Below are 23,542 nucleotides of genomic sequence, written 5' to 3'. Positions count from 1 at the left end.
CTCACTCGTCCGCCGCTTGCCGGCCGCGGCGCAGATAGACCACGGCGAACACCATCGAAATCACGATGAGGATGTTGCTCAACGCCGCACCGTGGCCGAACTCGAAGTCCACGAACGAACGCTGATAGGACTGCGTGGCCAGCGTCTGGGTGGCGTTCGCTGGCCCTCCCCCGGTGAGCCCGAGGATGATGTCCAGCACTTTGAGCGTGTAGACCACGCCCAGGATCAGCACGACCGAGATCACGGGCCGCAGACTGGGCCAGGTGATGTACCGGAACGCCTTGGCGTGCGTGGCGCCATCGAGTGCGCCGGCCTCGTACAGCTCGTCCGGGATCGACTGCAGGCCGCTGTAGAGCAGCGTGGTGTTGAACGGGATGCCGATCCAGATGTTCACTCCGATCACGGCGATCAACGCGACCGAGGGCGAGACGAGCCAGCCGATCGGTTCCACTCCGAAGAGACCGAGGAACTGGTTCAGGATGCCCGAATCCTGTTCGAGGATCGCGCGCCAGGTGGCGCTGGAGACGATCAACGGCAGCAACCACGGCAGCAGCAACAGCCCTCGTAACGGTCCGCTGAGCGGGAACTTCTGCTTGAAGAACAGCGCCAGCGCGAGCCCGATCGCGAACTGGAACACGATCGATCCAGCCGTGAACAGTCCTGTGTTGAGCATCGCCTGGCTGAAGATCGGGTCGCTGACCACATCCGCGTAGTTGGCGAGCCCGACCCAGGGAGCCTCACCCGTGAAGAACGTGGTCAGCGTGTACTCCTGCAGGCTCATCAGCACGTTCTTGACCACCGGGTAGCCGAACAACAGCGCCATGGCGATTCCGGCGGGCAGCACGAACAGGATCCTGCCGACGTCATCGGCGCGTATCTTCCGGCGCCGCCGGGGCGGAACGGGGGTGCTGACCCCGCGTCCGGCCCCGGCGGGTGCCTCAGTAGTGGACGTCATCTCAGCGGACCTCAGCGCGACGACGCCTGCTCGAACGCTTCGGCGGGCTCCGCCTGACCGGTGAGTGCCAGCTGGATCGCCTCGTAGATCACTGTGGCGGCGTCCGGCCACTCCGGGCCGAGTTGACCCGTGCGGGAACGGGCATTCGCGACCTGTTCGGTGAACGCCTCCATCTCCGGGCGCTCGGCGAGGTACTCTTCGGCCAGGTCGGTCCGGGTGGGCACGGTGTATCGCGCCGCAGCCCAGTCGAGCTGCTGCTCAGGCGAGTTCAGGCACTCCACGAAGTCCACGGCCACGGCCTGACTGGCCTCGTCACCGGTCACCGGGACGGTCCATGCCTCGCCACCGAGCGGTGCGACGGGCGTCTGCCCTGGCTCATTGACCGGGAACTGGACGACGTCCCATTGCACCTCGGGGGTCTCGTTCAGCGCGGGGATGTTCCACGGCCCATTCACCATCATCGCCGCCCGGCCGGCAGCGAACTGGTCCTTCACATCACCCTGGGTCCAGTTGATCACGCTCTCCGACGCCGATCCCGATTCCACCAGGTCCACCCACAACTGCAGCGCCTCGGCCACCTCGGGGCTGGTCAGGTCGGTCTCGTCACCGCCATTGGTCCACATCGGAGGCAGGAACTGCCAGGAACCTTCGTACGTGGCGTTCGCGTTGAAGGCCATGCCGTACTGGTCGCCCTCGGTGAGTGCAGCAGCGGCCTCACGTAGTTCGTCCCAGGTGGTCGGTGGCTCGACGCCCGCTTCCTCGAGGATCTCGACGTTGTAGAACAACGCGATCGTGTTCGCCACCGGCTGGAGGCCGTAGAGATGGCCGTCATAGGTCGAGGCGTCCACGATGCCCTGGGCGAACCCTTCGGTGGAGACACCGTGCTCGTCCAGCGGGAGCAGCGCACCGGTTTCGGCGATCTGTTGAACTTCCGGGTTGTCCAGCATGAGCACGTCCGGGAGGGTCTGTGAGGACGCCTGCTGGAGCACCGTCTGGATGAGGTCGGCGCCGGGAACTGTCTCCCGTTCCAGCGTGATGCCGAGCTCGTCCGCACATGCGTCCAGCCCCTCCTGAACGAGCGTTTTGTCGGGATCGTTGTTGTAGTAGTCGAGGATGGAGAGGCTTGTGACGTCGCCGGTTTCCGGCTCGCCACCGCCGCCCGTTCCGTCGTCGCCTGAACATGCGCTCAGGGCGAGGGCGGCACTCAATCCGCCGGCCAGGGTGGTCACGATGCGTCGTTTCACGATCAGCTCCCTTGCTGTCTTCTCGATGCTGTCTGAGTCCTGCGCCCACTCGGCGCTTCTTGCGACCGCGCCAGGTTAAGCGCTTAAATGCTGTCACGACGATTGTGCGGCGTACGCTCGGGCGCTGTCAAGCATCCATCGGATCTCGCCTCCGGTCGGTGTGAGCGAGGCGAAGGAGGAACCGCGATGGTCACGATGAAGGACGTCGCCGAACATGCTGGCGTCTCCATCGCCACGGTCTCGTTCGTGGTGAACGACACGAAGCCGGTCACCGCTGCCACGCGTGCACGGATCGAGGCCGCCATGTCCGAGCTCGGCTTCCGGCGCAATGCCGTGGCCCGCGCTCTAGCCAGTCGGCGCACCAGAATCGTCGCGCTGGTCTATCCCGTGCTGGAACACCCGCTGAGCACCTCCTCAGTGGAGTTCTTCACCAGCGCGGCCGCGGCAGCAAGTGCCCGCGGATATCACTTAGTGATCTGGCCGGTCAGCAACGATGGTCGGGAACTGGGTGAGCTGCTGGGTCAGGGGCTGGTCGACGGGGTGCTGCTGATGGAGGTTCAACTCGAGGATCCCCGCATCGATGTGCTCGAACGCGCCGGCACCCCGTTCGCACTGATCGGCCGGACCCGCGATTACGGCAAGTATCCCCACGTGGACATCGACTTCGAGGCCACCGTGCAGGCCGCCGTCGACCATCTCACCGCACTCGGGCACCGGAGCCTGACACTGGTCATCGGCAACCGCGGCGAGCCCAGCTACCGTGGATACGGGCCGTTCGCCCGCTCCCGCGAGGCATTCGACACCATCGTGGCCGAACGCGGGCTGGACGGGCGCACGATCGACGTGGGGCAGTCGGACGAGGTCACGGCATTGGCCGACCGGGTGATCGCCGCGCACCCGGAGGCGACCGGCATCCTGGTATTGAACGACCACACCGCGCTACGGCTGATGGCCGGGTTTCGCCGCATTGGTCGACAGGTGCCGCGCGAGGTCTCCGTGATGGGCCTCCTCGCGGCGGTGGAGAGCGGAGCCGTGTCCGACCCACCGCTGACCCTGATGCGGGCACCGGGACCGGAGCTGGGACGGCTCGGTGCCGAGGCGCTCATCCGCAACCTGGAGAACGAGGAGCCGCTCCCACCGCGGCTCGTGCCGGGCTCGTTCGAGCCCGGCGGCAGCACGGCACCACCGGGCGGGTGAGGCCCGGGCCGATGAGAGGTCAGCGTCGCATGACCGGGTTGCCGAGCACCCCGATCCCCTCGATCTCGACCTCGACCCGCTGGCCGACGTCGATCGGTCCCACGCCGGCGGGAGTGCCGGTGAGCAGAACATCGCCAGGGAGCAAGGTGAAGATACTGGACGCGTAGGCGATCAGTTCGGGGATGCCACGGACCATCTGGGCGGTCGAGCCGTCCTGCCGGGATTCGCCGTCCACGCGCGCCTGGACCCGCAGATCACTGGTGTCCAGCCCGGTCACCAGGAACGGTCCGAGCGGGCACGAGGTGTCGAACATCTTGCCCCGCGTCCAGGTCTTGTCCTCGGATTGCACGTCCCGCGCGGTCACGTCATTGGCGGCGGTGTATCCGAGGATCACTCGATCGGCCTGATCGACCGGCACGTCCTTGCAGATGCGGGAGATCACCACGGCCAACTCGGCCTCATGGTGCACCTCGTTCGTCCAGGTGGGCAGCACGATCGGATCGTCTGGCCCCACCACGGTGGTGTTCGGCTTGATGAACAGCAACGGCCGCTCAGGCACCTCGTTGCCCAGCTCGGCGGCATGCTCGGCATAGTTGCGCCCCACACACACCACCTTCGAGCGCGGGATCACCGGGGCGAGCAGCCGGACATCGCCGATCGGCACCCGCGCGCCGGTGGGCGCGGGCGGGGTGTACAGCGGGTCACCGGTGAGGACCACGAGGTCCTCACCGTCCAGAACGCCGTACCGCGGATCGTCCCCAGTGGTGAATCGCGCAATCTTCATGTGTCCCACGCTAGCGTGTGCCGGGTGAGCGACCGAGAACTGCGTGCCGTCACCATGGCCGACGTCGCTCGGCACGCCGGCGTCTCCGTGAAGACCGTCTCGAACGTGATCAATGACTACCCGCACATCCGGCCCGGGACCCGGGACCGGGTCGAAGCCTCGATCGCTGCACTCGGCTATCGGCTCAACCTCTCCGCCCGCCGACTGCGCACCCGCCGCACCGGGATGATCACCTTGGCCGTCCCCGAGCTGCGCCTGCCGTACTTCGCCGAACTGGCCGACGCCGTGATCCGCGAAGCGGACGTCCGTGGACTGACGGTGCTGATCGAGCAGACCGGCGGCCGGGCCGAGCGCGAGCGCGAGGTGCTCTCCGGTGCGCGCCGTCAGCTCACCGACGGACTGATCCTCTCCCCGCTCGGCCTCACTTCTGCCGACCGCGCGTCGTTCGCGATCGACACTCCCCTGGTGCTGCTTGGCGAGCGGGTGTTCGGTGCCCCCGCCGACCACGTGACGATGAACAACGTCGCGGCGGCACGCGCTGCTACCGAGCACCTGCTCGGCCTGGGCCGGGAGCGGATCGCCGTGATCGGACCCTCCGCAACGGACACTGCCGGTCCGTCGGGCGTGATGACCGGCTCGGCCACGTTGCGCCTGGCGGGCTACCGCGACGCCCTCAAGTCCGCCGGGCGAGCATTCGATCCTGCGCTCCTCATCCCGGCGGTGCCGTGGCACCGCTCCGCCGGCGCCGAGGCCCTCGGCACATTTCTGGACGGCGGCGGCCAGGTGGACGCGGTGTTCGCCTTGAACGACGCTCTCGCCCTGGGCGCCCTCTACGCGTTGCACGCCCGGCGGGTGGAGGTACCCGAGACGGTGGCGCTGATCGGGTTCGACGACGTCGACGACGTGCGGTACGCCACGCCGACACTCTCCTCCGTGGCGCCCGGCCGGGACGAGATCGCACGTACCGCAGTGGAACTGCTGCATGCACGGATCGAGGGCGGTGGCACCTCCGATGCGGAGTACGTACGCGTGGTCACCGACTCGCGTGTGATCGCGCGCCAGTCCACCGGCACCGACGGCGAACGGGTGGTGTCGGAACAACCCGGCTCCCGGGTGCCGGTCACCGAGCAGCCCCTCGGTGCGTCTGAACCCGCTTTTCGTGTCTGAACCCTTTGTGCGGCGGGTTCAGACACGAAAAGCGGGTTCACACGGTATTGACCGTTGCCGAATCAGCGGGCACGATGGTTCTACATCGATGTAAACACCGTCTGCTGGCACTCATGCCGCTCACGAAAGGTCCCGTGTGCACCGCTCCGCCTCCCGCACCCCGCCGATGGGGTGGAACTCCTGGGACAGTTTCGGCACCACCGTCACCGAGGACGAGGTTCTTGCCAACGCCCAGGTGATGGCCGAGCAGATGCTCCCCGCCGGATGGGACACCGTGGTGGTCGACATCCAGTGGTACGAGCCCACCGCCCGCGCCGGCGGGTACAACGACCACGCCCCGCTGCTGCTGGATGGCGACGGCGTCCAGATGCCCGTCGAGGCCCGGTTCCCCTCCGCTGCCGGGGGCCGAGGTTTCGGCCCCCTCGCCGCCCGGGTACACGACCTGGGATTGCGCTTCGGAGTGCACCTGATGCGCGGAATCCCGCGCCGCGCGATCGACGCAGCCCTGCCGATCCCCGGCACCGACGCCACCACGGCCGACATCGCACTCCCGGCCGGCCACCCCGCCGCCCGCTGCCCGTGGAACTCCGACAACCTCGGCCTCGACTTCTCCGATCCCGCCTCGCAGGCATGGCTCGATCTGCAGATCGAGCGGATCGTCGGCTGGGGAGTCGACTTCCTCAAAGTCGACGACATGCTCTTCCCTTATCACCACGACGCCATCGAGGCGCTGGCCGCCGCGATCTCCCGCGCCGAGGAACGCCACGGGCGAGACGTCACCCTGTCCCTCTCCCCCGGCACCCATCTCTCGCTGGCCCACCTCGATCATCTGCGCAGGCACGCCGACATGTGGCGTATCTCGGACGACCTGTGGGACCGGTGGGAAGACCTCGACGCCCAGTTCACCCGGCTCGCTCGCTGGGCACCACACCAGCGGGCACACGGCTGGGCCGATGCGGACATGCTGCCGCTGGGCCGGATCGGGGTGCGCGCCGAACGCGGCCAGCCCCGGCACAGCATGCTCACTGCCGCCGAACGCCGCACCATGCTCACCCTGTGGAACCTCGGCCGCTCCCCGCTGTTCGTCGGCGGCGACCTGCCCAGCTCCGAGGACGACACCCTGGCCGACCTCGTGAACACCGAGGTGCTCGCCGTCGGAAGAGACTCCCACAACACCACCGAGTTACTCCGCGAAGACGACCTGATCGTCTGGGGCGCCACGGGCACGGGCCCACGGGAGGGCACCCGCTGGGCCGGGGTGTTCAACACCGCCGACGGCGCTCGTTCGGTCCGCGTGCCCCTCACGTCCACAGGGCTCACGTCGGCCCAGTCCCCGGGGGCCGGTGCCGTCACTGAACTGTGGACGGGTCGAGCGATCGACATCGACCCGGCCGATCCCTATGCGGTGCTTGAGCTCGACCTCGACGCCCACGGTACCGCCCTGCTCTGCACGACCTGACCGTCAACCCTTGCTGAACCGACCAGGAGAATCATGGCCAACGCTCGTATCACGCTCGATCCCGCCTTCACCGTCGGACCGGTCCGCCGCCGCACCTTCGGCTCCTTCGTGGAGCACCTCGGCCGCGCCGTCTACACCGGCATCCACGAACCGGATCACCCCACGGCCGACGCCGACGGATTCCGACAGGACGTCATCGACCTCACCCGTGAGCTCGGGGTATCCACCGTGCGCTACCCGGGCGGGAACTTCGTCTCCGGCTACCGCTGGGAGGATGGCATCGGCCCGATCGAGCAGCGGCCCACCCGCCTCGATCTCGCCTGGCACTCGAGCGACCCGAATCACGTGGGCGTCGACGAGTTCCTGAAGTGGTCCAAGGCATCGGGAACTGAGCCGATGATGGCCGTGAACCTCGGTACCCGCGGCGTGCAGGAGGCACTGGACCTCCTCGAGTACTGCAATGTCGCCGGCGGCACGCACCTGTCGGACCTGCGCCGCAAGAACGGTGCCGAGGATCCGTACCGGATCAGGATGTGGTGCCTGGGCAATGAGATGGACGGGCCGTGGCAGATCGGCCACAAGACTGCTGAAGAGTACGGCCGGCTGGCCGCCGAAACAGCTCGTGCGATGCGGATGATCGACCCCGAGCTCGAGCTCGTCGCCTGCGGCTCCTCCGGCTCCGGGATGCCGACGTTCGGTGAGTGGGAGCGGATCGTGCTCACCGAGGCCTATGAGCATGTGGACTACGTCTCCGCACACGCGTACTACTACGAGGAAGACGGCGACCTGGCATCCTTCCTGGCCTGCGCCGTCGACATGGATCACTTCATCGACTCGGTGGCGGCGACAGCCGACGCGGTGGGCGCGGCCCGCAAGCTCACCAAGAAGATCCACATCTCCTTCGACGAGTGGAACGTCTGGTACCAGAAGCGCGCCGAATCCCGCCCGCCGACCGGCGACGACTGGCCAGTAGCGCCGGTGTTGCTCGAGGACCACTACAACGTGGCCGATGCGGTGGTGGTGGGCAACCTGCTCATCTCACTGCTGCGGCACACCGATCGGGTGCACGCCGCCTCGCAGGCGCAGCTGGTGAACGTCATCGCCCCGATCATGACCGAACCGGGCGGACGCTCGTGGAAGCAGACCATCTTCCATCCGTTCGCACTGACCTCCAAGCACGCCGCCGGCGAGGTGCTCGAGCTGGCGATCGACGCCCCGGTGCACGAGACCGCCAAGTTCGGCGAGGTCTCCGCCCTGGACGCGGTGGCCACCCGCGATGGCGCCTCCGGTGAGGTCGCGGTCTTCGTGGTGAACCGGTCCACCACCGAGGCCCTCACCCTGGACGTGGACGTCTCCAGTCTGGGCAATCTGCGGATCGTTGAGGCCGTGACGCTCGCCAACCCCGATCACACCTGGCAGGCCACCCCCGAGGACGACTCCTCGGTGGCGCCGGAGCCGAACGACTCGGCCACGCTCTCTGACGGCCAGCTGCGTGCCGAGCTCCCGCCGGTTTCCTGGTCAATGCTGCGCCTCGCCACGGCCTGACCTGCGCTCAACGAGTGCTGGGCAACGTTGTGGCCGCCTCCGACCAGGAAGCGACCACAACGTTGCCCCACCAGCGTGCCGGAGCCGAGCGTGGGGCCGGCCTGACCGCTGTACCGCGCGACGTCAGACGCGGATGAGGAGCTCTCCGTGCACGACGGCGAACCATGCGTCCTCGTCCGCCCCCCACTCGCGCCATGCCGCCGCGATCTCAGCGAGTTCATCAGTGGTGCTGAAGCCTTCGTCCAGGGCATGGCGGGCGAATGCGGACTTCTCCACCCGTTCAGCCCACGTGTGTGACCACCAGCTGCGGTCATCCTCATTCGCGTAGCACCACACCCCGGCGCTTGGGCTGATGTCGGAGAAGCCCGCCTTGTTCGCCCAGGCAACCAGACGGCGTCCGGCATCGGCCTGCGCACCGTGGGCGCTGGTGACCTGGTGGTAGAGCTCGCGCCAGCGGTCCAGACCCGGCACCTGCGGGTACCAGCTCATCGCGGCATAGTCGGCGTCCCGGACGGCGACCACGCCGCCGTGGCGGGTGACCCGGGCCATCTCCCGGAGAGCGGCCACCGGATCGGACAGGTGTTGAAGTACCTGGTGGGCGTGCACCACGTCGAACGCACCCTTGGCATAGGGCAGGTCGTACACGTCGCCCTGTTCGAACTGGACGTTCTCCACGCCCTGGGCCTCGGCGAGCTCGGAGGCCTTGAGCAGCACGTCCGCCGAGCGATCCAGGCCCATCACCCGGCCGGGAAACACCTTCTGGGCGAGCCCCACGGTGATCGTCCCCGGCCCGCATCCGACGTCCAGCACATCGGCGTTCTCCGCCAGGAGCGGGAGGAGATAGCCGGCCGAGTTCTCCGCGGTCCGCCAACCATGGGAGGCGAGGACGCTCTCATGGTGCCCGTGCGTATATGTGTCGACGCGCTCCATATCGAGAGTGTAGACCTGCCCATCAGGACTCACCCGGTGAGCGCCACGCGCCGACTAACCTGAGCAGGTGACGCGGATCGTAGGGGTGGACACTGCCCGAGGTGTGGCCGTGCTGGGAATGTTCGTCGCCCACCTCGGTCTCGAGCAACACGTCGGCATGCTCACGCCCACGGGCTGGTTCTTCCTGGCGGACGGCCGCCCCTCCGCCTTGTTCGCAACGCTTGCCGGTGTGGGCCTGGCGTTCATGACCCGCCGCGCATTCGACTCGGGCGACCCGGCGCAGTGGCGCCATCAACGGATCCGCATCCTCAAACGCTCCGGGATCCTGTACGCGCTCGGCTGGATCCTGACGTTTCTGTTGACGCCCGTGGCCGTGATCCTGCCCTCGTACGCGGTGATGTTCGTGTTGGCGCTGCCGTTCCTGCGGCTGCGCATTCCCGCCCTGATCGCGGTGGCGGGGATCGTCCTCGCCGTGGCGCCCTTCCCCGTACTCGCGATTCAGCACGCCATCGGCGAGAGTTCCCCCCTGCGCGCGGTGCCTGGTATCGGCGAGCTCGTCACCGGGTACTACCCGGCCGTGGCGTGGATCGCGTACCTGCTGCTGGGGATCGCCGTGGGGCGGCTGGACCTGCGCGCAGCCGGTGTACAACTGGCGATGGTGGTCGTCGGCGCGGCGATGGCGCTGCTCGGCTACTCGGCCGGCACACTGCTCACGCAGATGCTCGATCCGGCCCCGGACTCACTCACAGAGATGCTGGTGAGCACGCAGCCGCATGCCGATTCCGGGGTGGAGATGCTCGGCAATGTCGGTGTCGCCATCGGCGTGCTGGGGCTGCTGCTGCTCCTGACCAGGCCCACGCCGCTGCGCATCCTGCTGACTCCACTCAGTGCCACCGGCGCGATGTCGCTGACCGTGTACAGCCTGCACATCGTCTACATCCGCATCCTTGGGGATGAGGCCGTGTGGTACCCGCAGTCCAACTGGCCACTCATCTGGCTCATCGTGGGCACGTTCGTGTTCGCCACGCTCTGGCAACTCACCCTCGGCAAGGGACCGTTCGAGCGCGCGATGGGCGCGATGGGCGCCCGTGCCGAACAGCCAGGTCGGCCCGGGAGACCGCTGGCCGGGTACGGGAACCCTCCGGTCCCTCCGTACCCTCAGCACCAGGCCCACCAGTACCCGCAACCGCCGTACCCATCAGCCCCACGAGCTCCGGCGGCGTCTGGCCAGGCGCCGCCGCTACCGCCACCATCATGACTCTGCACCCCGAAGACCACCCCGTACAGCCGGTCCGGACTCTGCCGGCCGCCGCCTGGACCGAACGCGAAGCGATGCATGCGGCCAGAGCGGACGCGCTCACCCGTGCCCATCGGGAACGCCGTGCCGCCCACGTCAAGCATCCGGTGGACGACTTCCTATACACCTACTACCCCACCAAACCTGGGCAGTTGCGGGTGTGGCATCCGGGCGCTGGGCTCGCACTGGCTCACGCACCCGAACATGCCCGACGGCGGTGGTACACCTCTCGTGCGGACGGTACAGCCACGCTCGATGTGCCGGCCTTCCTCGCCGACCGCGGCAGCGCCGTCGAGTACATCCACGACCTGATCGGGGCCACCCGCGCCCGCCCGGCCCGGCTGAGCTGCTTCGGACTGCATGAGTGGGCGATGGTGTACCGAGCCGAGCAGCAGGAGGTGCGCCATCCGGTGCCGCTCCGACTCGGTTCCGAGGGTACGGACGAGGTGGTGCGCAACCACCCGCTCCGTTGCACCCACTTCGATGCGTTCCGCTTCTTCACCGACGAGGCGGTGGGCAGGAACGAGGTCCGGCTGACCCGCGCGGACCAGCCGGCAGTGGAGCAACCAGGGTGCCTACACGCGAATATGGACGTCTACAAATGGGCTCTGAAACTGGGACCGGCCACCCCGGGCGAGCTACTGCTCGATACCTTCGAGTTGGCTCGCGACATCCGGGAGCTGGACATGCGCGCCTCCCCGTACGACCTCACGGCGTGGGGCTACGATCCGGTACCGATCGAGACTGCGGAGGGCAAAGCCACGTACGTGGCTGCGCAGCGGGAGTTCGCTGCGCGAGCGAACACGCTGCGGGAGAGGTTGCTCGCCGTGACCCATGCGCTCACGCCAGCGCGGAGTCGCTCGATAGAGTGACGCCACAGCGAGGGGAACGGGAGCCGAATTCGTGCAGCGGGTGTCCTGGGTGTGGCGCCGTACTCGCGCGCACACCCCACTTGTCGCACTGCTGGCCGCCATGGCCGCGCTCGTCACAGTTTCGATCGCGGGCACACTGAGCTATCTCTCGCTCGCCTCGACATCGGCCGTGCGCACCGTGCTGACCGAGGCTCCCGCCGAGGACGCCACCCTCGTGGTGCAGACCCGGCAGGCCGAGGACGCCGCGGCGCAAGACCTCGCCCTGCGTGAGACGGTGGCCGGCCTACTCCCCGGAGCCCGGGTGTATGAGCGAGTGAGCACTCCGCCCCTGGACGTGCAGGGCACCACGGCGCTTGAGGGCGCTGCCATGACGCTGAGCGTTGATCCGGAGGCCGAGCATGCGGGTGAGCTCACCGCCGGCGCGTGGCCTGCTGGCCCTGGTGAGGGTGCGCTGCATGCGTCAGCCGCCCAGGCACTGGAGGTGGAGGTGGGCGATGAGCTGACGATCGGGGCCGACGCACTGGTCGTGCAGATCACCGGGCTGTGGCGGCCCACTGATCCCACCGCACCACGATGGGCGGGTGATCCGCTGGTGGCCGAGGGGATCGACCCGTTGCTGCCGAGCTCGGTCGGCCCGCTCCTGGTGACGGCATTGGAGGGACTCGACCTCGACCCCTTCATACGGTGGACGATCGCGCCCCCTGCCGATCTGCGGCCCGCCGACCTACTGGCCTGGCAGGCCGGACTTTCCGCCCTGCCGGGCGCCCTTGATACGGCCGAGGTGCCCGTGCGTGGGTTGATCACCGAAGGCACGCTGGCCGAGACCATGGCGCGGACGGCGGCCGGTGTGGCATCGGTCCGGGCGGCGGCCGCTGTGCCACTGGTGATCGTGGCTGCCGTCTCCCTCGTGGCCACGTGGCAGATCGCGCACCTGCTCGCCTTACTGCGGGCGCGGGAGACACGCATCCTGCTCTCCCGCGGAGCGGCCAGGAGGCAACTCCGCCGAGCCGCGCTGGGCGAATCTCTCACGGTGGCGGGTGTGGGTGCCCTGCTGGGTGCCGCGCTGACCCTCGCTCTCACCACTGGGCGCCCCGGTGCCGCACCGGTGCTGATCGCGGCTGTGGCGCTGGGCGTGGCGGTGGCCGAGACGGCGGTGCTCACCAGCGTGCAGCTGCGCGCCATCCCCAGCGCCACCACCGACGACGGCGCCGCCATATCCAGTGGCCGGCGCCGACCTGTGCTGGCGGGGAGCGCCGTGGTCATCCTGGCGGCCGCCGCGGTGTTCAGTACCTGGCGGTTCAGTCGGAATGCGTCACCACTGGTCCCGGGCACGTCGAGGGTGGACCCGCTGGCGGTGAGCGCCCCGGCGCTGGTGCTACTCGCGGCAGCACTCCTGATGATGGCCGTGGCGGCACCACTGACACGCTGGCTGGCCCGCCAGGCCGGGCGACGCACCGGCTACTCGCCCGTGACGCCGGCCCGCCAGGTCTCTCGGCAGCTGCCAGTCCTCGCTGTCCCAGTGGTCTTGGTGATGCTCGCGAGCGCGGTGAGTACCTTGGCGGTGGCCTACGCCGGGACCGCCGAATCGCTACGCACGCTCTCGGCTGGCGTGGCCAATGGTGCGCACGTGCGGGTGCAACTCAACCCGGGCGGCACGGGAGGGCCCGCCGGGGTGCCGGAGTATGCCGCTCTTGAGGGTGTGACCCGCGGAACCGGTGTGGTCACCGCGGCACTCCGCCAGGACGAAACGCCGGGGTTGGTCACGGCTCTTCCCGCCTCGGACGCCGCAGTGATCTCCGCACCCGAGGCGCTTGTGGATCCCACCGCCGTGACGACCATGCTCGCGCCTGACCCGGACGTCCTCACTGGTCCGCGCATCGAGGCGGAGGCGATCGAGGCAGAGGTATCCCTCGCTGCGCAGTGGGAGTCCGAGTTGATCTCCGGCCCTGACTACGCGCTCCCGTCCACGCGCACACTGACGATGGCGTTCACCCTCTGGAACGGGTTCGAAGCAGTCGTCGTGACCTCCGACCCGGTGATCGGTCCGTCCAGCCCCGGCAGCGATCCCACCACGGCCACGGTGCGCGTGCCCCTTCCGGAGGGCTCGTGGCAGTTGGTGGCACTCGACGTCACCCTCGACACCATGTTCGAGGAGACCCAGTACACCGTCGTGGTGAGCGAGCTGAGGGCGGGCGGGACGGACCTGTCCGGCGCCATCGCAGAGTGGGATCCACACACGGCGCCGCTACGCAGCGAAGGCTCCGAACTGGATGCCGGTGCGACTCCGCTGGAGTTCTCGGCCCGGATCGGTCTCTTGCACAGCGGGAACTTCGTCTCCCCCGGCACCGAGACGATCCGGTCCATGCCGCCACCCAGTGGCGCCGAGGAGGGTGTGCCGGCGCTGGTGACCCCGGCCTGGTCGGACGCCGTGCTACCGACTGGTGCGGACGTGACGATCGCTGGCACGGAGTTGAGGATGCGATCCGCGGGCGAGATCGCAGTGATTCCCGGTTCGCAGGCGCAGCGTGGGGTGCTCCTGGACCTGGCCTCGCTCCAGGCTGCGTTGTTGCGCCATGGCGGATCCCCGGCCGAGATCACCCAGGTCTGGCTGGCAATCGAGGCCGACGCTGACGCCGCGGCAGTGGCCGATTCCGCCACAGTACTCGCCGGCCCGCATGCAACGGTGACTCAGGCGAGCACGTCCGGCGCACCTGACCCGATTGCCGCGCCGGCACGGATCGTGTTCTTGCTGGCAGCGGCCGGTGCCTTGATTCTCGCCATCCCGGCCGTGGTGGCGGTTGCCCTCGCACAGGCGACCGCTCGCCGTGGTGAGGTGGTGGTGCTGCGCGCGGTCGGGGTCGGCTCGGCGCAACAGGCGGCATCCCGGCGGGCCGAGTTGCTGTGGCTGCAGCTGGGCGCGGTGATCGCCGGAGTGGCTGCAGGGCTGGGGACCGCCGCGTTGATGATGCCTGACCTGGTGCGGGCAACCACCCCGCAGGCTTCATCCGCCGTCCCTCTTGACCTGCGCGTGGACGTGACCACCGCCGCCGCACTCGTGGTGGTGCTCGTCGCCGTGGTGGTGGGCGTGGCCCATTGGTACGGCCGCCGGGTACGCGCCCAGGTGCTCGACACCACGTGGCGGGAGGAGGTGCGATGAAGACGCGGCTCGTTCTACGCATGATCCGCAGCTCGCTCGGAGCAACGGTGGCGCTGGCGCTGCTGGTAGCGGTGGCGTCGGCCATCTTCACAGCCTGGCCGCGACTGGAACAGCAGACGTTCACCGACGAGGTGAACCACACGATCACCGAGACACCACCGACGCTTCGGGCCCTTACCGCCACGGTGCCCTATCCCCCAGTCCGCGACGCCGCCGGCCTCGCGGAGTTCGAGAGAGCCGTCGCGCAGCCCATCGCCGGTGCTGGGGGGAACCTGACCCGCACTGCTGGTGATCCGCGGGTGTCAGTGACCACGACTCGGTTCCCGTTGACCGCCATCGATGGCGGCAATGAGGACTTCTTCGAGACCTCGGTGCAGTTCCGGGTGGATCGAGCGATCTCCTCCTTCGTGGATGTCGTCGACGGCGTTGCGCCCGGGCCGCTCACGGAGGCGGAGGCGAGCGAACCGGTGGAGGTGATGCTCGCCGTCGGCACGGCGGAGCGAATGGAACTCGGCCTCGGTGAGCGGTTCACCGCACCCACAGGCCCTGATGGTCATTTCACGAACCCAGCGGACCAACCGCGCTTCGTGATCGTCGGATTATTCGAGGCAAGGGATTCAGGTGCCGATCAGTGGCAACACCAGCTGAACACCCTGTCGCCGCGGATCGACGCTGATCCGAACCAAGGCGAGGCGGCCACCGCAATCGCCTACGTGCACCCCGAAGCGCTCGAGTGGATGGCCAGCACTGCTGAGGCAGAGATCTGGGTTCCGGTCCGTGCCGATGCGGAGGGTGCCACCGGGCTCCTCAACGACCTGCGTGCATTCACCGCCGTCAGTCAGCCGCTGGAGATACCGGGCCCCTTCGATTCACCCCAGGCAGATTTCAGCACCGGCCTGACCGAGGTGCTGCAGAGCGCCATCGGTCGCTGGCAGAGCACCTCGACCGTGTTGGCGATGGTGGCCGCCGGGCCGATCGGGGTGACGTTCGCTGTGCTCGCACTCGGTTCCCGGCTCGCTCTAACCCGGCGGGCGACCTCGCTGGCGTTGGCGGCCGCTCGCGGTGGCTCGGGGCGGCTGCTGCGTACGCTGCTGGCTGCGGAAGGACTCGCATTCGGGATCCCGGCGGCCATCGTGGGGGCGGGCGTCGCCACCCTCACTCTGCCTGGACCGCCTGCCGCGGGCAGTCTTGGCGAGCTCCTGCTGCCCACGGCAACAGCGCTGGCGCCAGCGGTCCTGTTGGCCGCCATGCCACTGCCGCACCTGCGCCCTAGCCGGGTGGACGTCACGATCCGGTCGGCGAGCCGGTGGCGGTGGGTGGCCGAAGTGCTCATCCTGGCGCTGGCCGCAGCGGCCGTGTGGTTGGTCCTCACCCGCGGGGTGGTCGGCTCCGGAGGAGCACATGGCACCGATCCGCTGGCGGTGGCCACCCCGCTCCTGCTCGCCATCGCGGTGAGCCTGCTGACCCTGCGGGTGTTCCCGTTGGCGGTTCACGTCGTTCACGGCGTGGCCCGCCGTGGCAGGGGCCTGACGGCGTTCCTCGGCTCCGCACGGTTGCTTCGCTCGGGTGCCACGGGTCTGATCCCGGTGCTTGCGCTGGCCACCGGGGTGGCGATCGCGGTGCTGGCAACGACAATGGTGACAACGCTACGTGGCGGGGTCGACGACGGTGCCCGGGCCGCGGCCGGGGCGGATGTCCGCCTGAACGGTCCGCCGTTCAGCGACACCGATCTCGCCGAGATCGCCGGCCTCGACGATGTCGCCGGGGTGAGCGCTGTGACGACCATCCCCAGTGTCGCCCTCGCCGAGGATGACATGTCCCGGCGGGTGAGCGTGTATGCCGTCGACTCCACCACGTTGGCGCAAGTACAGACCGAGGTCCCAGGCGCTGTTCCCGTGCCGGACGGACTCTCCGACCTCTCTCCGACCGGGGTTCCGGCGCTGGTGTGGTCCGGGCACGAGGTGGATACCTCCGTGGAGGTCCGTCTGGTCATGGATTCGTCCGTAGTGCTCGATGTGGTGGGAGAGCCGGCCGCTGCCCCCGGAGTGGTGGGCCCGGGGGCGTGGCTGATCGTGGACCTGCAGCTCCTGCGCGAGGCCACCGGTCAGAATCTCGTACCACGGGATGTGCTGGTGGACCTGACGGAGGGGGCAGGGCCGGAGGCGGTGGCGGAACTGGAGGACTGGATGGACGGCCGCGGCACGGTGCTCTCCCCCGCTGCGAGTACGGCGCAGTTCCTCTCCTCCCCGAGCGCCAGCGCGCTTCAGGCTGGCTTCGTGATCGCCCTGGGGGTGAGCCTGACGCTGGCGTTCCTTGCGATCGTGCTTGGTCTGCTGCTGGCCGCACCGGAGCGGCGCCGGTTGCTGGGCGTGCTGCGCACGCTGGGCGTGGGCCGAGCGCTGGCCGGGCGGCTGGTGGCATGGGAGAGTGTGCCGCTCGTGCTTGCCGCTCTCGTGGTGGGCCTGGGATTGGGGCTGACCCTGCCCCACCTGGTGGCAGCCACCATCGACCTGCGCCCGTTCACCGGCGCACCGACTGCCCCTGAACTGCGCGCCGACCCACTCCTCATCGCGGCCGTGCTCGGTGCCCTCGCGGTGGTGCTCACCGGGTGCGTCCTGCTCGCCGGCATCATCGCGCGCCGCCTGTCCACTTCCGTCGTGCGGATCGGAGAATCATGAAGTCACCCACTGCCGACGGCGCGCCGGGCGGCACCATCGAGTGCGAGGACCTGGTCCGCATCTACTCCGCCGACGGGATCGAGGTGCAGGCCCTGCAGGGCCTCACCCTGCACGTGGCCGCTGGGGACCTGGTGGCCGTCGTCGGTGCCTCCGGGTCCGGGAAGTCCACGCTGTTGACCATCCTCTCCGGGCTGGACACCCCCACGGCCGGGAGTGCCCGGGTGGCCGGGACCGACCTGCTCGCAATGAGCCGAGCCGACCGGGTGCACTATCAGCGCCACACCGTGGGATTCGTGTGGCAGCAGACCTCCCGCAACCTGCTGCCTTATCTCACCGGGGTGGAGAACGTGTGCCTACCGATGGCGCTGGCCGGCTCAGTCAACCAGTCGCACGCTGCTGAACTGCTGGGCATGCTCGGGGTGAAACATTGCGCGGACAAACACCCCGAGCAGATGTCCGGTGGTGAGCAGCAGCGGGTGGCCATCGCCGTGGCCGCGGCGAACTCGCCTCGGGTGCTGCTCGCGGACGAGCCGACCGGTGAGCTGGACGAGGTCACCAGCGCGGACGTGCTGGAGACGTTGCGCCACGTCAACGCCGAGTTGGGCATGACCGTGCTGATCGTGACCCATGATCCGACCGTGTCCGAGCATGTGCGGCGTACCGTGCAGATCCGGGACGGGCGTACCTCCACCGAGGTAGTGCGGCGGCGGGAGACGGGAAGGGACGGCGCCGAGCGGCATGTAGCAGAGGAGTTCGCCGTGCTGGATCGGGTGGGTCGCATGCAGTTGCCGCAGGACTTCGTGGCGGCGCTCGACTTGAAGCACCGCGTCCGCCTGGCGCTCGAATCTGATCATGTCGGAGTGTGGCGAGATCACACCGGCGAGGACAGCGGGGAGGAGCGATGACCCGGCTGCGTGCGCGTGCTTTGTCCCGCACGTACATCACGGCATCGGCAGATGTGCACGCCCTGGTGGATGTCGATCTCGAGGTCCGTGATGGCGAGTTGCTGGTGGTGCGCGGCCCGTCCGGGTCTGGCAAGACCACCCTGCTGAACTTGCTCGGCGGCCTGGACCGGCCGTCGTCGGGGGCGGTGTACCTGGACGAGACCGAGCTCAGTACTCTCGCCGAGAAGGACGCCCTGAGGCTGCGCCAGGCCACGCTAGCGTTCGTATTCCAGTCTTTCGGTCTCGTGCCGGTCCTCTCCGCGGCCGAGAACGTGGAGGTACCACTGCGGGTGCAGCGGGTGCCGAGCCGGGAGCGGGAGGAGCGGGTGGCATTGGCGCTGGAGGCCGTGGGGCTTGGTCCGCACGCGCAGCAGCGCCCCTACGAGCTCTCCGGTGGGCAGCAGCAGCGGGTAGGGATCGCGCGCGCACTTGTCACCAATCCACAGGTACTCATCGCCGATGAACCCACGGGCCAGCTCGACTCCGTGACGGCGGCCACGATCATGGACCTGATCGCCGAGCTGACCTCCGAGCGTGGAATTGCTGCCGTGGTCTCCACGCACGACCCGCTGCTGATCGGGCGCGCGGACCGGGTGGTGCACCTGCACAACGGGCAACTCACAACGGAAGCGCCGACTCGCGACGCTCGGCAGCACGGCCGGCACGCGGCCCAGGGTTAACGTCGAGGGGTGACCTCTCCCCCAACGACGACCATCTTGACCATTTCCGCCGTGTGTTTCATCCGCGAAGCTCCCGATGGCGCCAGCGGGCAGCACTTACTCACCGTCCGCAAGCAGGGCACGACCAGGTTCATGCTCCCGGGAGGCAAGGTGGACCCGGGTGAGACGCCCCGCAGGGCGGCGGTGCGAGAGGTGCTTGAGGAGCTTGGCCTGACGGTGCCTGAGTCGGCCGTGCAGTTGCTCGGAGAGTACGAGGAGGAGGCGGCAAACGAGCCGGACACCCGCGTGGACGCGACCGTCTTCATCGCCGACCTGCCCGGTGAGCCGAAGGCGGCACGGGAGATCGCGGAGCTGCGCTGGACCCCGCTGGCAGCGCCGCCACCCGACCTCGCTCCCCTCCTCGCGAGACACGTGATTCCCGCCCTACATCAAGGGTGCAACTCAACAGTTGCACCATAGGGGTCTGATCGTTTACCTTGGGTGCAACACAATCATTGCACCTAGGAGGTCACGATGACTGAGCACATCGCCACCAGCAACACTGCCGCCGTGGCTGACACCGACGCCGGCACCATCACCCGCACGATCACGATCGACGCCCCGCGCGAGAAGGTGTGGGAAGCACTGGCCACTCCAGAGAACATCGAGGCCTGGTGGGACCCGGTCCAGTTCCCGGACGGGTGGCGCGCCGGATCCCTCGGCTCGTTCTTCTGGGAGGGCAAGCCGTACCCGGTGCGGTTGGACGTGGTGCGCCCTCCGGAAGAGCTCGCGTTCACCTGGGGCGACCTGGAAGGCGAGATCGACGCCACGTCCACCACCGTTCAGTTCACACTCGCCGAGCACGACGGCGGTACACGCCTACGCGTGCACGAGTCCGGTTTCCTGAACAAGCCCGCCGCGCAGCGCCGTGCCGCGATGGAGGAGAACACCAGCGGCTGGAACGCGGTCTTGGACTCGCTCGCGGAGTTCGTCACCACGAACAGCCTGCTGCGCGAAGGCACGCAACGGTGAGCCCTGGGGCTGACAGCGCCGCACGTACCACTGGCAACACGACGTCTACGACCGAGGTGGTGGCAGTGTGCGCGGCGCTGGCGGATGCGACCCGTTGGCAGATCCTCAGCACCCTCGGCAGCCGGGACGCGTCGGCGAGCGACCTGGCCAGGGAGCTTCCGGTGAGCCGTCAGGCGATCGCCAGACATCTGGGAGCCCTGGAGGCTGTCGGTCTCGTGGAGGCCGCCTCCGGGAGCACAGGGCGCACCGGACGAGCGCTCGAGTACCGCGCACTCGGCGCTCCGCTCTCCCGGCTGGCCGCCCAGTTGGAGACGATTGGGCGCGGTTGGGACCGTCGTCTCGCACAGATCAAGGAGATCGCGGAGTCCTGATGCGGAACCACGCCCAGATCGCGATCGATGCCAGACCGAACGCCCCGAAGGCTCCGCACCACCACAGGGCAGCACCGGAGGCCTCCTGCCACGAACTCGGCAGCGGCACCACAGTGAGCAGGAACAGCACGATCACGGCGGCGTAGAGCAGCGCCCACACCGGCTTGGACCAGCGCAGGATTCGCTGGCCGTCCAGGAAGGTCAACGGGAGCAGCGCCACGACGCAGTATCCGATCGCGCCGGTGAGCAAGGTGGTGAGGTACTCGCGAAGGAACTCCATTGCGAACCCCGTGGTGGATGGGTCGATCAGTCCGTACCCGATCCAGGCCAGGCCGCCGAGGCCCGCGAATGCCGCACACACCACCGCCGAGAGCACGCCGCGTTGCTCTCGCCGCAGGGCGCCGCCGAACGTGGTCATGATCAGCACGCCGAACAAGATCGCCGGTTCGAGGCCGAATGCACGCGAGACCAGCACGCTCGCCGCGGTCAGGAGGAGGAACCCGGGCATCAGGGTCAGTTGCGGCTGCGCCCGGTACCGGGTGCCCATCAGCCACCCCAGGGCGACTCCGACGCCGTTCGTGGTGACCAGCGCGAGAAACATGGCGAGGCAGAGGCGAGCCAGCACGGATAGCCCGCCAGTCTCAAGTGTGGCAAGACTTCCGATGAGCGCTCCGGCGGCTAGCAGCAGACCCGCTGCGATCCACGGCGGCACAGTGGCTCGAGCAGCCCACGTGGTCCACCGGCGCCGCCAGCCGCCGAGGAAGCCGAACGCCTGCGTGTAGTTGTGCCGGAGCGTGGCATGCAGTAGCTCCGAGGGCAGCGCCACGAGCACCAGGAAGCCGGCCGCGGTCAGCGCCGCCCCACCGAGCGCGGCCGGTCCGGCGGCGATCAGCTCCGGTGGCGCGGTCAGGGCGTGCCCGTAGCTGGATGGGGTGGTGCTCGAACCGGAGCTGCCGGGGGTGGGACCAGCGGCGCCGGCGGCCCCGGTGGCGCCCGAGTCAGGTTCGGGATCGTCCGACGATGTCGGGTGCTCGGTTGGTTCGGGGTCGACTGCCGCGCTCGGGTCTGGAGTCGGGTCTGGAGCGAGTTGCTCAGTGGGCGCTGCCGCAGACGGGGGGTTCAGCGCCGACGGGGGCACGAGCACAGGCCCTGCGCTCGACTCAGGTTCGGGCTCATCGGCAGGATCGGGAACGGGAGCCGCCGTCGGTGTCGGGCTGGGAATGGGCGGTGTGGGATCGGGCGTCGGTGTGGGTGTCGGCGTCGGCTCTGGCGTCGGTGTGGGCGTCGGTGTGGGCGTCGGCTCTGGCGTCGGTGTGGGTGTCGGCGTCGGCTCTGGCGTCGGCTCTGGCTGATCGACATAGATCCACCGGAAGCCCGAGGGGACGAAGAACTCGATATCCGCGGGGTCGCCGTCAATCGGGACATGACGCGCACTGTAGGTGTGCCGGCCTTCGGCAAGGCCAGAGGTGTCGATCTCGCAGGACCATTCCGCCCGCGACCACGCCTCGTCGACGCAGAGCGCTTCTGCCCCCTCTGGCGGTGAGCTAGGCACTATTCGGCCGGGGTAGATGGCCACCCCCATTCCCAGTTCGCGCGTACCGGAGAGCGTGGCCGATGCCCCGTCGGAGGCGACCGCACGCGAGTCGAGGGCGGGCGAGCCGAGGATACGCACCCCGGGCACGGCACCCCACGCCACCGGTTCAACAGCGTCGGCGGGCCGCAGGGCGGCCTCGAGCTCGATCAGGGTGGGCAGCGGGCCCTGCTGCCGCGCCGAGTAGTAACACACCCAGTTGGAGGTGCCTGGCTCGTATTCCAGGGACTCGCACACCGTGACCGGTGTTCCGTCGAGCCGCCTTCCCGTCACCTCGACGGAGAATGGCGACTCGGACCAGGCGACCTCGCCGCGGAACGGGTACGACGGCCGGGCGCCGTGATCAAGCGGCAGCAAGTAGGAGAAGTCGCCGCCGGGCCCGGCAACCAGGCCGTCTGGTTCGTCGAAGGTCACCGATGACTCCGGTGTGCCCAGCGCGAGTGTCGGTGCCGTGCCGGCACAGGCGATCCCGAGCGCGAGGGCGGCAACGAGGACGGCACGCCGCGCCCACGCCCGCACGTGCACCCCCATCTGCCGCCTCCTCGCCGATCCTGACCGCCTGGGGTCTGACGCTAGTGGCCATACTGTGGACAGAAGCGTCCCCTGGCCTATAGTGGCCACTGCTGCTGATCTGGAGGATGTGTGGCTCTGTCAAAAGATCTCACCCGCCTACTCACCGCAGCTCTGCGCAGCCGGGCAACGACCACCGCACACCTGGCAGCGGTCACGGGGGCACCGACCGAGGAGGTCCAGTCGGGGGTCGAGTCACTCCGCCGGCTCGGATACCTCGACCTCGACGACGAGACGATCACCTACCGCCGTCCCGAAGTCCCGATCACCGAGACCATCCGCACCGACGTTCAGAGCCGGATCGAGGAACTCACTCAGACTGCGGCCGACCTGAACGAAGCCCTCGGCACCCTTCCGGCTCTCCTGCAGGCCTGGGACGCCGGCGGCACGGATGAACGCACCCTCGCGGCCGAGGTCGTCCACGGTCGGCGTGCCCCGACCGACTCTTGGATGCTCCACTTCACGAGGGACACGCCGCAGCAGTGTGACCTGTGCATCCCGGACCTGTCCCGGTTGCTCCACCATCGAAGCGATCGGCCGATCGCCGACTGGACCAGCACGGCGATGAGTGACCTGCGGGTCCGCCTCATCGTGAGCATGGCCGATGCGGCGGACGAATCGCTACGCGGGGCACTGGCCCGGATGCAAGACCGCGGCACGGAGATCCGGATGCACCCTGACCCGCCGAGTCTGTTCTGGGTGTCCGACGGTGCGGTCGCCGGCCTGCCATTCACCTGGGGCCAGGCGTGGCCGACCAGCCTCATGACCGTCCGCTCAGAGCCGATCGCCGAGATCGCGGGCGCGATGTTTGCCGACCTCTGGGACGCGGCCTCGCCGTTGGAGAGCCCGCAGCGTTCCTGGGAACCGATGCTGGTGCTGATGAACCAAGGGATGACGATGGAAGCGGCGGCGTCCCGGTTAGGGATGGCCCAGCGAACTGCGCGCCGCCGGGTGGCCGACGCGATGGCGCACTACGGAGTGTCCAGTCAGTTCGCGCTCGGCGCGGCATGGGGGCGTGCCGCACGACGCCACTGAACCACGACGACGGCAATCGCCGCAGCAGTGGCAGGTACGTAGAAGATGCCGATGG

At 68.8% G+C, this 23,542-nt stretch carries 19 protein-coding genes; 14 read left to right on the top strand and 5 right to left on the bottom strand.

What is annotated here, in order from left to right; all coding sequences use genetic code 11:
* Window position 1: 1 nt before the first annotated feature.
* Together LQF10_RS06800 and LQF10_RS06795 are read right to left on the bottom strand one after the other, a co-directional pair.
* Entirely contained in the window at window positions 2-955 is a 954-nt protein-coding gene (locus tag LQF10_RS06800; protein WP_231066725.1) for a carbohydrate ABC transporter permease, read from the bottom strand.
* A gap of 11 nt (window positions 956-966) precedes the next feature.
* A complete protein-coding gene (locus LQF10_RS06795; protein WP_231066724.1) occupies window positions 967-2,199 on the bottom strand; it encodes a sugar ABC transporter substrate-binding protein in 1,233 nt (410 codons plus the stop codon).
* Between the two features lie 186 nt (window positions 2,200-2,385).
* On the opposite strand from LQF10_RS06795, the gene LQF10_RS06790 reads away from it, so the two are divergent.
* Window positions 2,386-3,396, top strand: coding sequence for a LacI family DNA-binding transcriptional regulator (locus LQF10_RS06790; protein ID WP_231066723.1), 1,011 nt, complete (start codon window positions 2,386-2,388; stop codon window positions 3,394-3,396).
* A gap of 19 nt (window positions 3,397-3,415) precedes the next feature.
* On the opposite strand, the gene LQF10_RS06785 is transcribed toward LQF10_RS06790, so the two are convergent.
* Window positions 3,416-4,180 (bottom strand): fumarylacetoacetate hydrolase family protein, encoded by a 765-nt coding sequence (locus LQF10_RS06785; protein ID WP_231066722.1) that lies wholly within the window; start codon window positions 4,178-4,180, stop codon window positions 3,416-3,418.
* 24 nt (window positions 4,181-4,204) lie between these two features.
* Between LQF10_RS06785 and LQF10_RS06780 the strand changes: the two genes are divergently transcribed.
* The 3 genes from LQF10_RS06780 to arfA all read left to right on the top strand — a co-directional run bounded on the left by LQF10_RS06780 (window position 4,205) and on the right by arfA (window position 8,351).
* Window positions 4,205-5,347, top strand: a complete 1,143-nt coding sequence (locus LQF10_RS06780) for a LacI family DNA-binding transcriptional regulator (RefSeq protein ID WP_354002636.1) — start codon at window positions 4,205-4,207, stop codon at window positions 5,345-5,347.
* A 136-nt stretch (window positions 5,348-5,483) separates the two neighbouring features.
* Entirely contained in the window at window positions 5,484-6,806 is a 1,323-nt protein-coding gene (locus tag LQF10_RS06775) for a glycoside hydrolase family 27 protein (RefSeq protein WP_231066721.1), read from the top strand.
* Between the two features lie 33 nt (window positions 6,807-6,839).
* Entirely contained in the window at window positions 6,840-8,351 is a 1,512-nt protein-coding gene (arfA, locus tag LQF10_RS06770; RefSeq protein WP_231066720.1) for an arabinosylfuranosidase ArfA, read from the top strand.
* Between the two features lie 123 nt (window positions 8,352-8,474).
* On the opposite strand, the gene LQF10_RS06765 is transcribed toward arfA, so the two are convergent.
* The gene (locus LQF10_RS06765) at window positions 8,475-9,281 is read right to left on the bottom strand and encodes a methyltransferase domain-containing protein (protein WP_231066719.1); all 807 of its coding nucleotides are present in this window, start codon (window positions 9,279-9,281) and stop codon (window positions 8,475-8,477) included.
* Window positions 9,282-9,348: 67 nt separating this feature from the next.
* Here LQF10_RS06765 and LQF10_RS06760 point away from each other — a divergent pair, with 67 nt between their 5' ends.
* Genes LQF10_RS06760 through LQF10_RS06720 form a run of 9 tightly spaced genes read left to right on the top strand, consistent with a single transcriptional unit; the run spans window position 9,349 to window position 20,291 of the window.
* Window positions 9,349-10,539: a heparan-alpha-glucosaminide N-acetyltransferase domain-containing protein gene (locus LQF10_RS06760; RefSeq protein WP_231066718.1), complete on the top strand. Its 1,191-nt coding sequence runs from the start codon at window positions 9,349-9,351 to the stop codon at window positions 10,537-10,539.
* Window positions 10,536-11,450, top strand: a complete 915-nt coding sequence (locus LQF10_RS06755; RefSeq protein ID WP_435531435.1) for a 3-methyladenine DNA glycosylase — start codon at window positions 10,536-10,538, stop codon at window positions 11,448-11,450. Before LQF10_RS06760 ends, LQF10_RS06755 begins: the two co-directional genes overlap by 4 nt.
* Window positions 11,451-11,481: 31 nt before the next feature.
* Complete coding sequence (locus LQF10_RS06750; RefSeq protein WP_231066717.1) at window positions 11,482-14,607, top strand: FtsX-like permease family protein; 3,126 nt, start codon at window positions 11,482-11,484, stop codon at window positions 14,605-14,607.
* Window positions 14,604-17,285 carry an FtsX-like permease family protein gene (locus LQF10_RS06745; RefSeq protein WP_231066716.1) on the top strand — a complete coding sequence of 894 codons (2,682 nt, stop codon included), beginning with the start codon at window positions 14,604-14,606 and terminating at the stop codon, window positions 17,283-17,285. The genes LQF10_RS06750 and LQF10_RS06745 overlap by 4 nt, the downstream gene beginning before the upstream one ends.
* Window positions 17,282-18,190 carry an ABC transporter ATP-binding protein gene (locus LQF10_RS06740; protein ID WP_231066715.1) on the top strand — a complete coding sequence of 303 codons (909 nt, stop codon included), beginning with the start codon at window positions 17,282-17,284 and terminating at the stop codon, window positions 18,188-18,190. Before LQF10_RS06745 ends, LQF10_RS06740 begins: the two co-directional genes overlap by 4 nt.
* Window positions 18,187-18,909: an ABC transporter ATP-binding protein gene (locus tag LQF10_RS06735; protein ID WP_231066714.1), complete on the top strand. Its 723-nt coding sequence runs from the start codon at window positions 18,187-18,189 to the stop codon at window positions 18,907-18,909. Before LQF10_RS06740 ends, LQF10_RS06735 begins: the two co-directional genes overlap by 4 nt.
* A gap of 9 nt (window positions 18,910-18,918) precedes the next feature.
* On the top strand, window positions 18,919-19,368 hold the full coding sequence (locus tag LQF10_RS06730) for an NUDIX hydrolase (RefSeq protein WP_231066713.1): 450 nt from the start codon (window positions 18,919-18,921) through the stop codon (window positions 19,366-19,368).
* A gap of 54 nt (window positions 19,369-19,422) precedes the next feature.
* Window positions 19,423-19,920 carry an SRPBCC domain-containing protein gene (locus tag LQF10_RS06725; RefSeq protein WP_231066712.1) on the top strand — a complete coding sequence of 166 codons (498 nt, stop codon included), beginning with the start codon at window positions 19,423-19,425 and terminating at the stop codon, window positions 19,918-19,920.
* Complete coding sequence (locus LQF10_RS06720; RefSeq protein WP_231066711.1) at window positions 19,917-20,291, top strand: ArsR/SmtB family transcription factor; 375 nt, start codon at window positions 19,917-19,919, stop codon at window positions 20,289-20,291. Before LQF10_RS06725 ends, LQF10_RS06720 begins: the two co-directional genes overlap by 4 nt.
* Here LQF10_RS06720 and LQF10_RS06715 read toward each other — a convergent pair.
* Entirely contained in the window at window positions 20,269-22,413 is a 2,145-nt protein-coding gene (locus LQF10_RS06715; RefSeq protein WP_231066710.1) for an MSCRAMM family adhesin, read from the bottom strand. The genes LQF10_RS06720 and LQF10_RS06715 overlap by 23 nt on opposite strands.
* Before the next feature lie 111 nt (window positions 22,414-22,524).
* Between LQF10_RS06715 and LQF10_RS06710 the strand changes: the two genes are divergently transcribed.
* Window positions 22,525-23,487 carry a hypothetical protein gene (locus tag LQF10_RS06710; protein WP_231066709.1) on the top strand — a complete coding sequence of 321 codons (963 nt, stop codon included), beginning with the start codon at window positions 22,525-22,527 and terminating at the stop codon, window positions 23,485-23,487.
* The last annotated feature ends 55 nt before the right edge of the window (window positions 23,488-23,542 follow it).

The sequence above is a fragment of the Ruania halotolerans genome, assembly GCF_021049285.1.
GTDB lineage: Bacteria > Actinomycetota > Actinomycetes > Actinomycetales > Beutenbergiaceae > Ruania > Ruania halotolerans.
This window is presented reverse-complemented; position numbering and strand designations above follow the sequence as displayed.

Excerpts from the sequence above, each read along its gene's own strand:
- LQF10_RS06800 (WP_231066725.1), bottom strand. The coding sequence starts at position 955 with ATGACGTCCACTACTGAGGCACCCGCCGGGGCCGGACGCGGGGTCAGC.
- LQF10_RS06790 (WP_231066723.1), top strand. The coding sequence starts at position 2,386 with ATGGTCACGATGAAGGACGTCGCCGAACATGCTGGCGTCTCCATCGCC.
- LQF10_RS06785 (WP_231066722.1), bottom strand. The coding sequence starts at position 4,180 with ATGAAGATTGCGCGATTCACCACTGGGGACGATCCGCGGTACGGCGTT.
- arfA (WP_231066720.1), top strand. The coding sequence starts at position 6,840 with ATGGCCAACGCTCGTATCACGCTCGATCCCGCCTTCACCGTCGGACCG.
- LQF10_RS06765 (WP_231066719.1), bottom strand. The coding sequence starts at position 9,281 with ATGGAGCGCGTCGACACATATACGCACGGGCACCATGAGAGCGTCCTC.
- LQF10_RS06755 (WP_435531435.1), top strand. The coding sequence starts at position 10,536 with ATGACTCTGCACCCCGAAGACCACCCCGTACAGCCGGTCCGGACTCTG.
- LQF10_RS06745 (WP_231066716.1), top strand. The coding sequence starts at position 14,604 with ATGAAGACGCGGCTCGTTCTACGCATGATCCGCAGCTCGCTCGGAGCA.
- LQF10_RS06740 (WP_231066715.1), top strand. The coding sequence starts at position 17,282 with ATGAAGTCACCCACTGCCGACGGCGCGCCGGGCGGCACCATCGAGTGC.
- LQF10_RS06735 (WP_231066714.1), top strand. The coding sequence starts at position 18,187 with ATGACCCGGCTGCGTGCGCGTGCTTTGTCCCGCACGTACATCACGGCA.
- LQF10_RS06725 (WP_231066712.1), top strand. The coding sequence starts at position 19,423 with ATGACTGAGCACATCGCCACCAGCAACACTGCCGCCGTGGCTGACACC.
- LQF10_RS06715 (WP_231066710.1), bottom strand. The coding sequence starts at position 22,413 with ATGGGGGTGCACGTGCGGGCGTGGGCGCGGCGTGCCGTCCTCGTTGCC.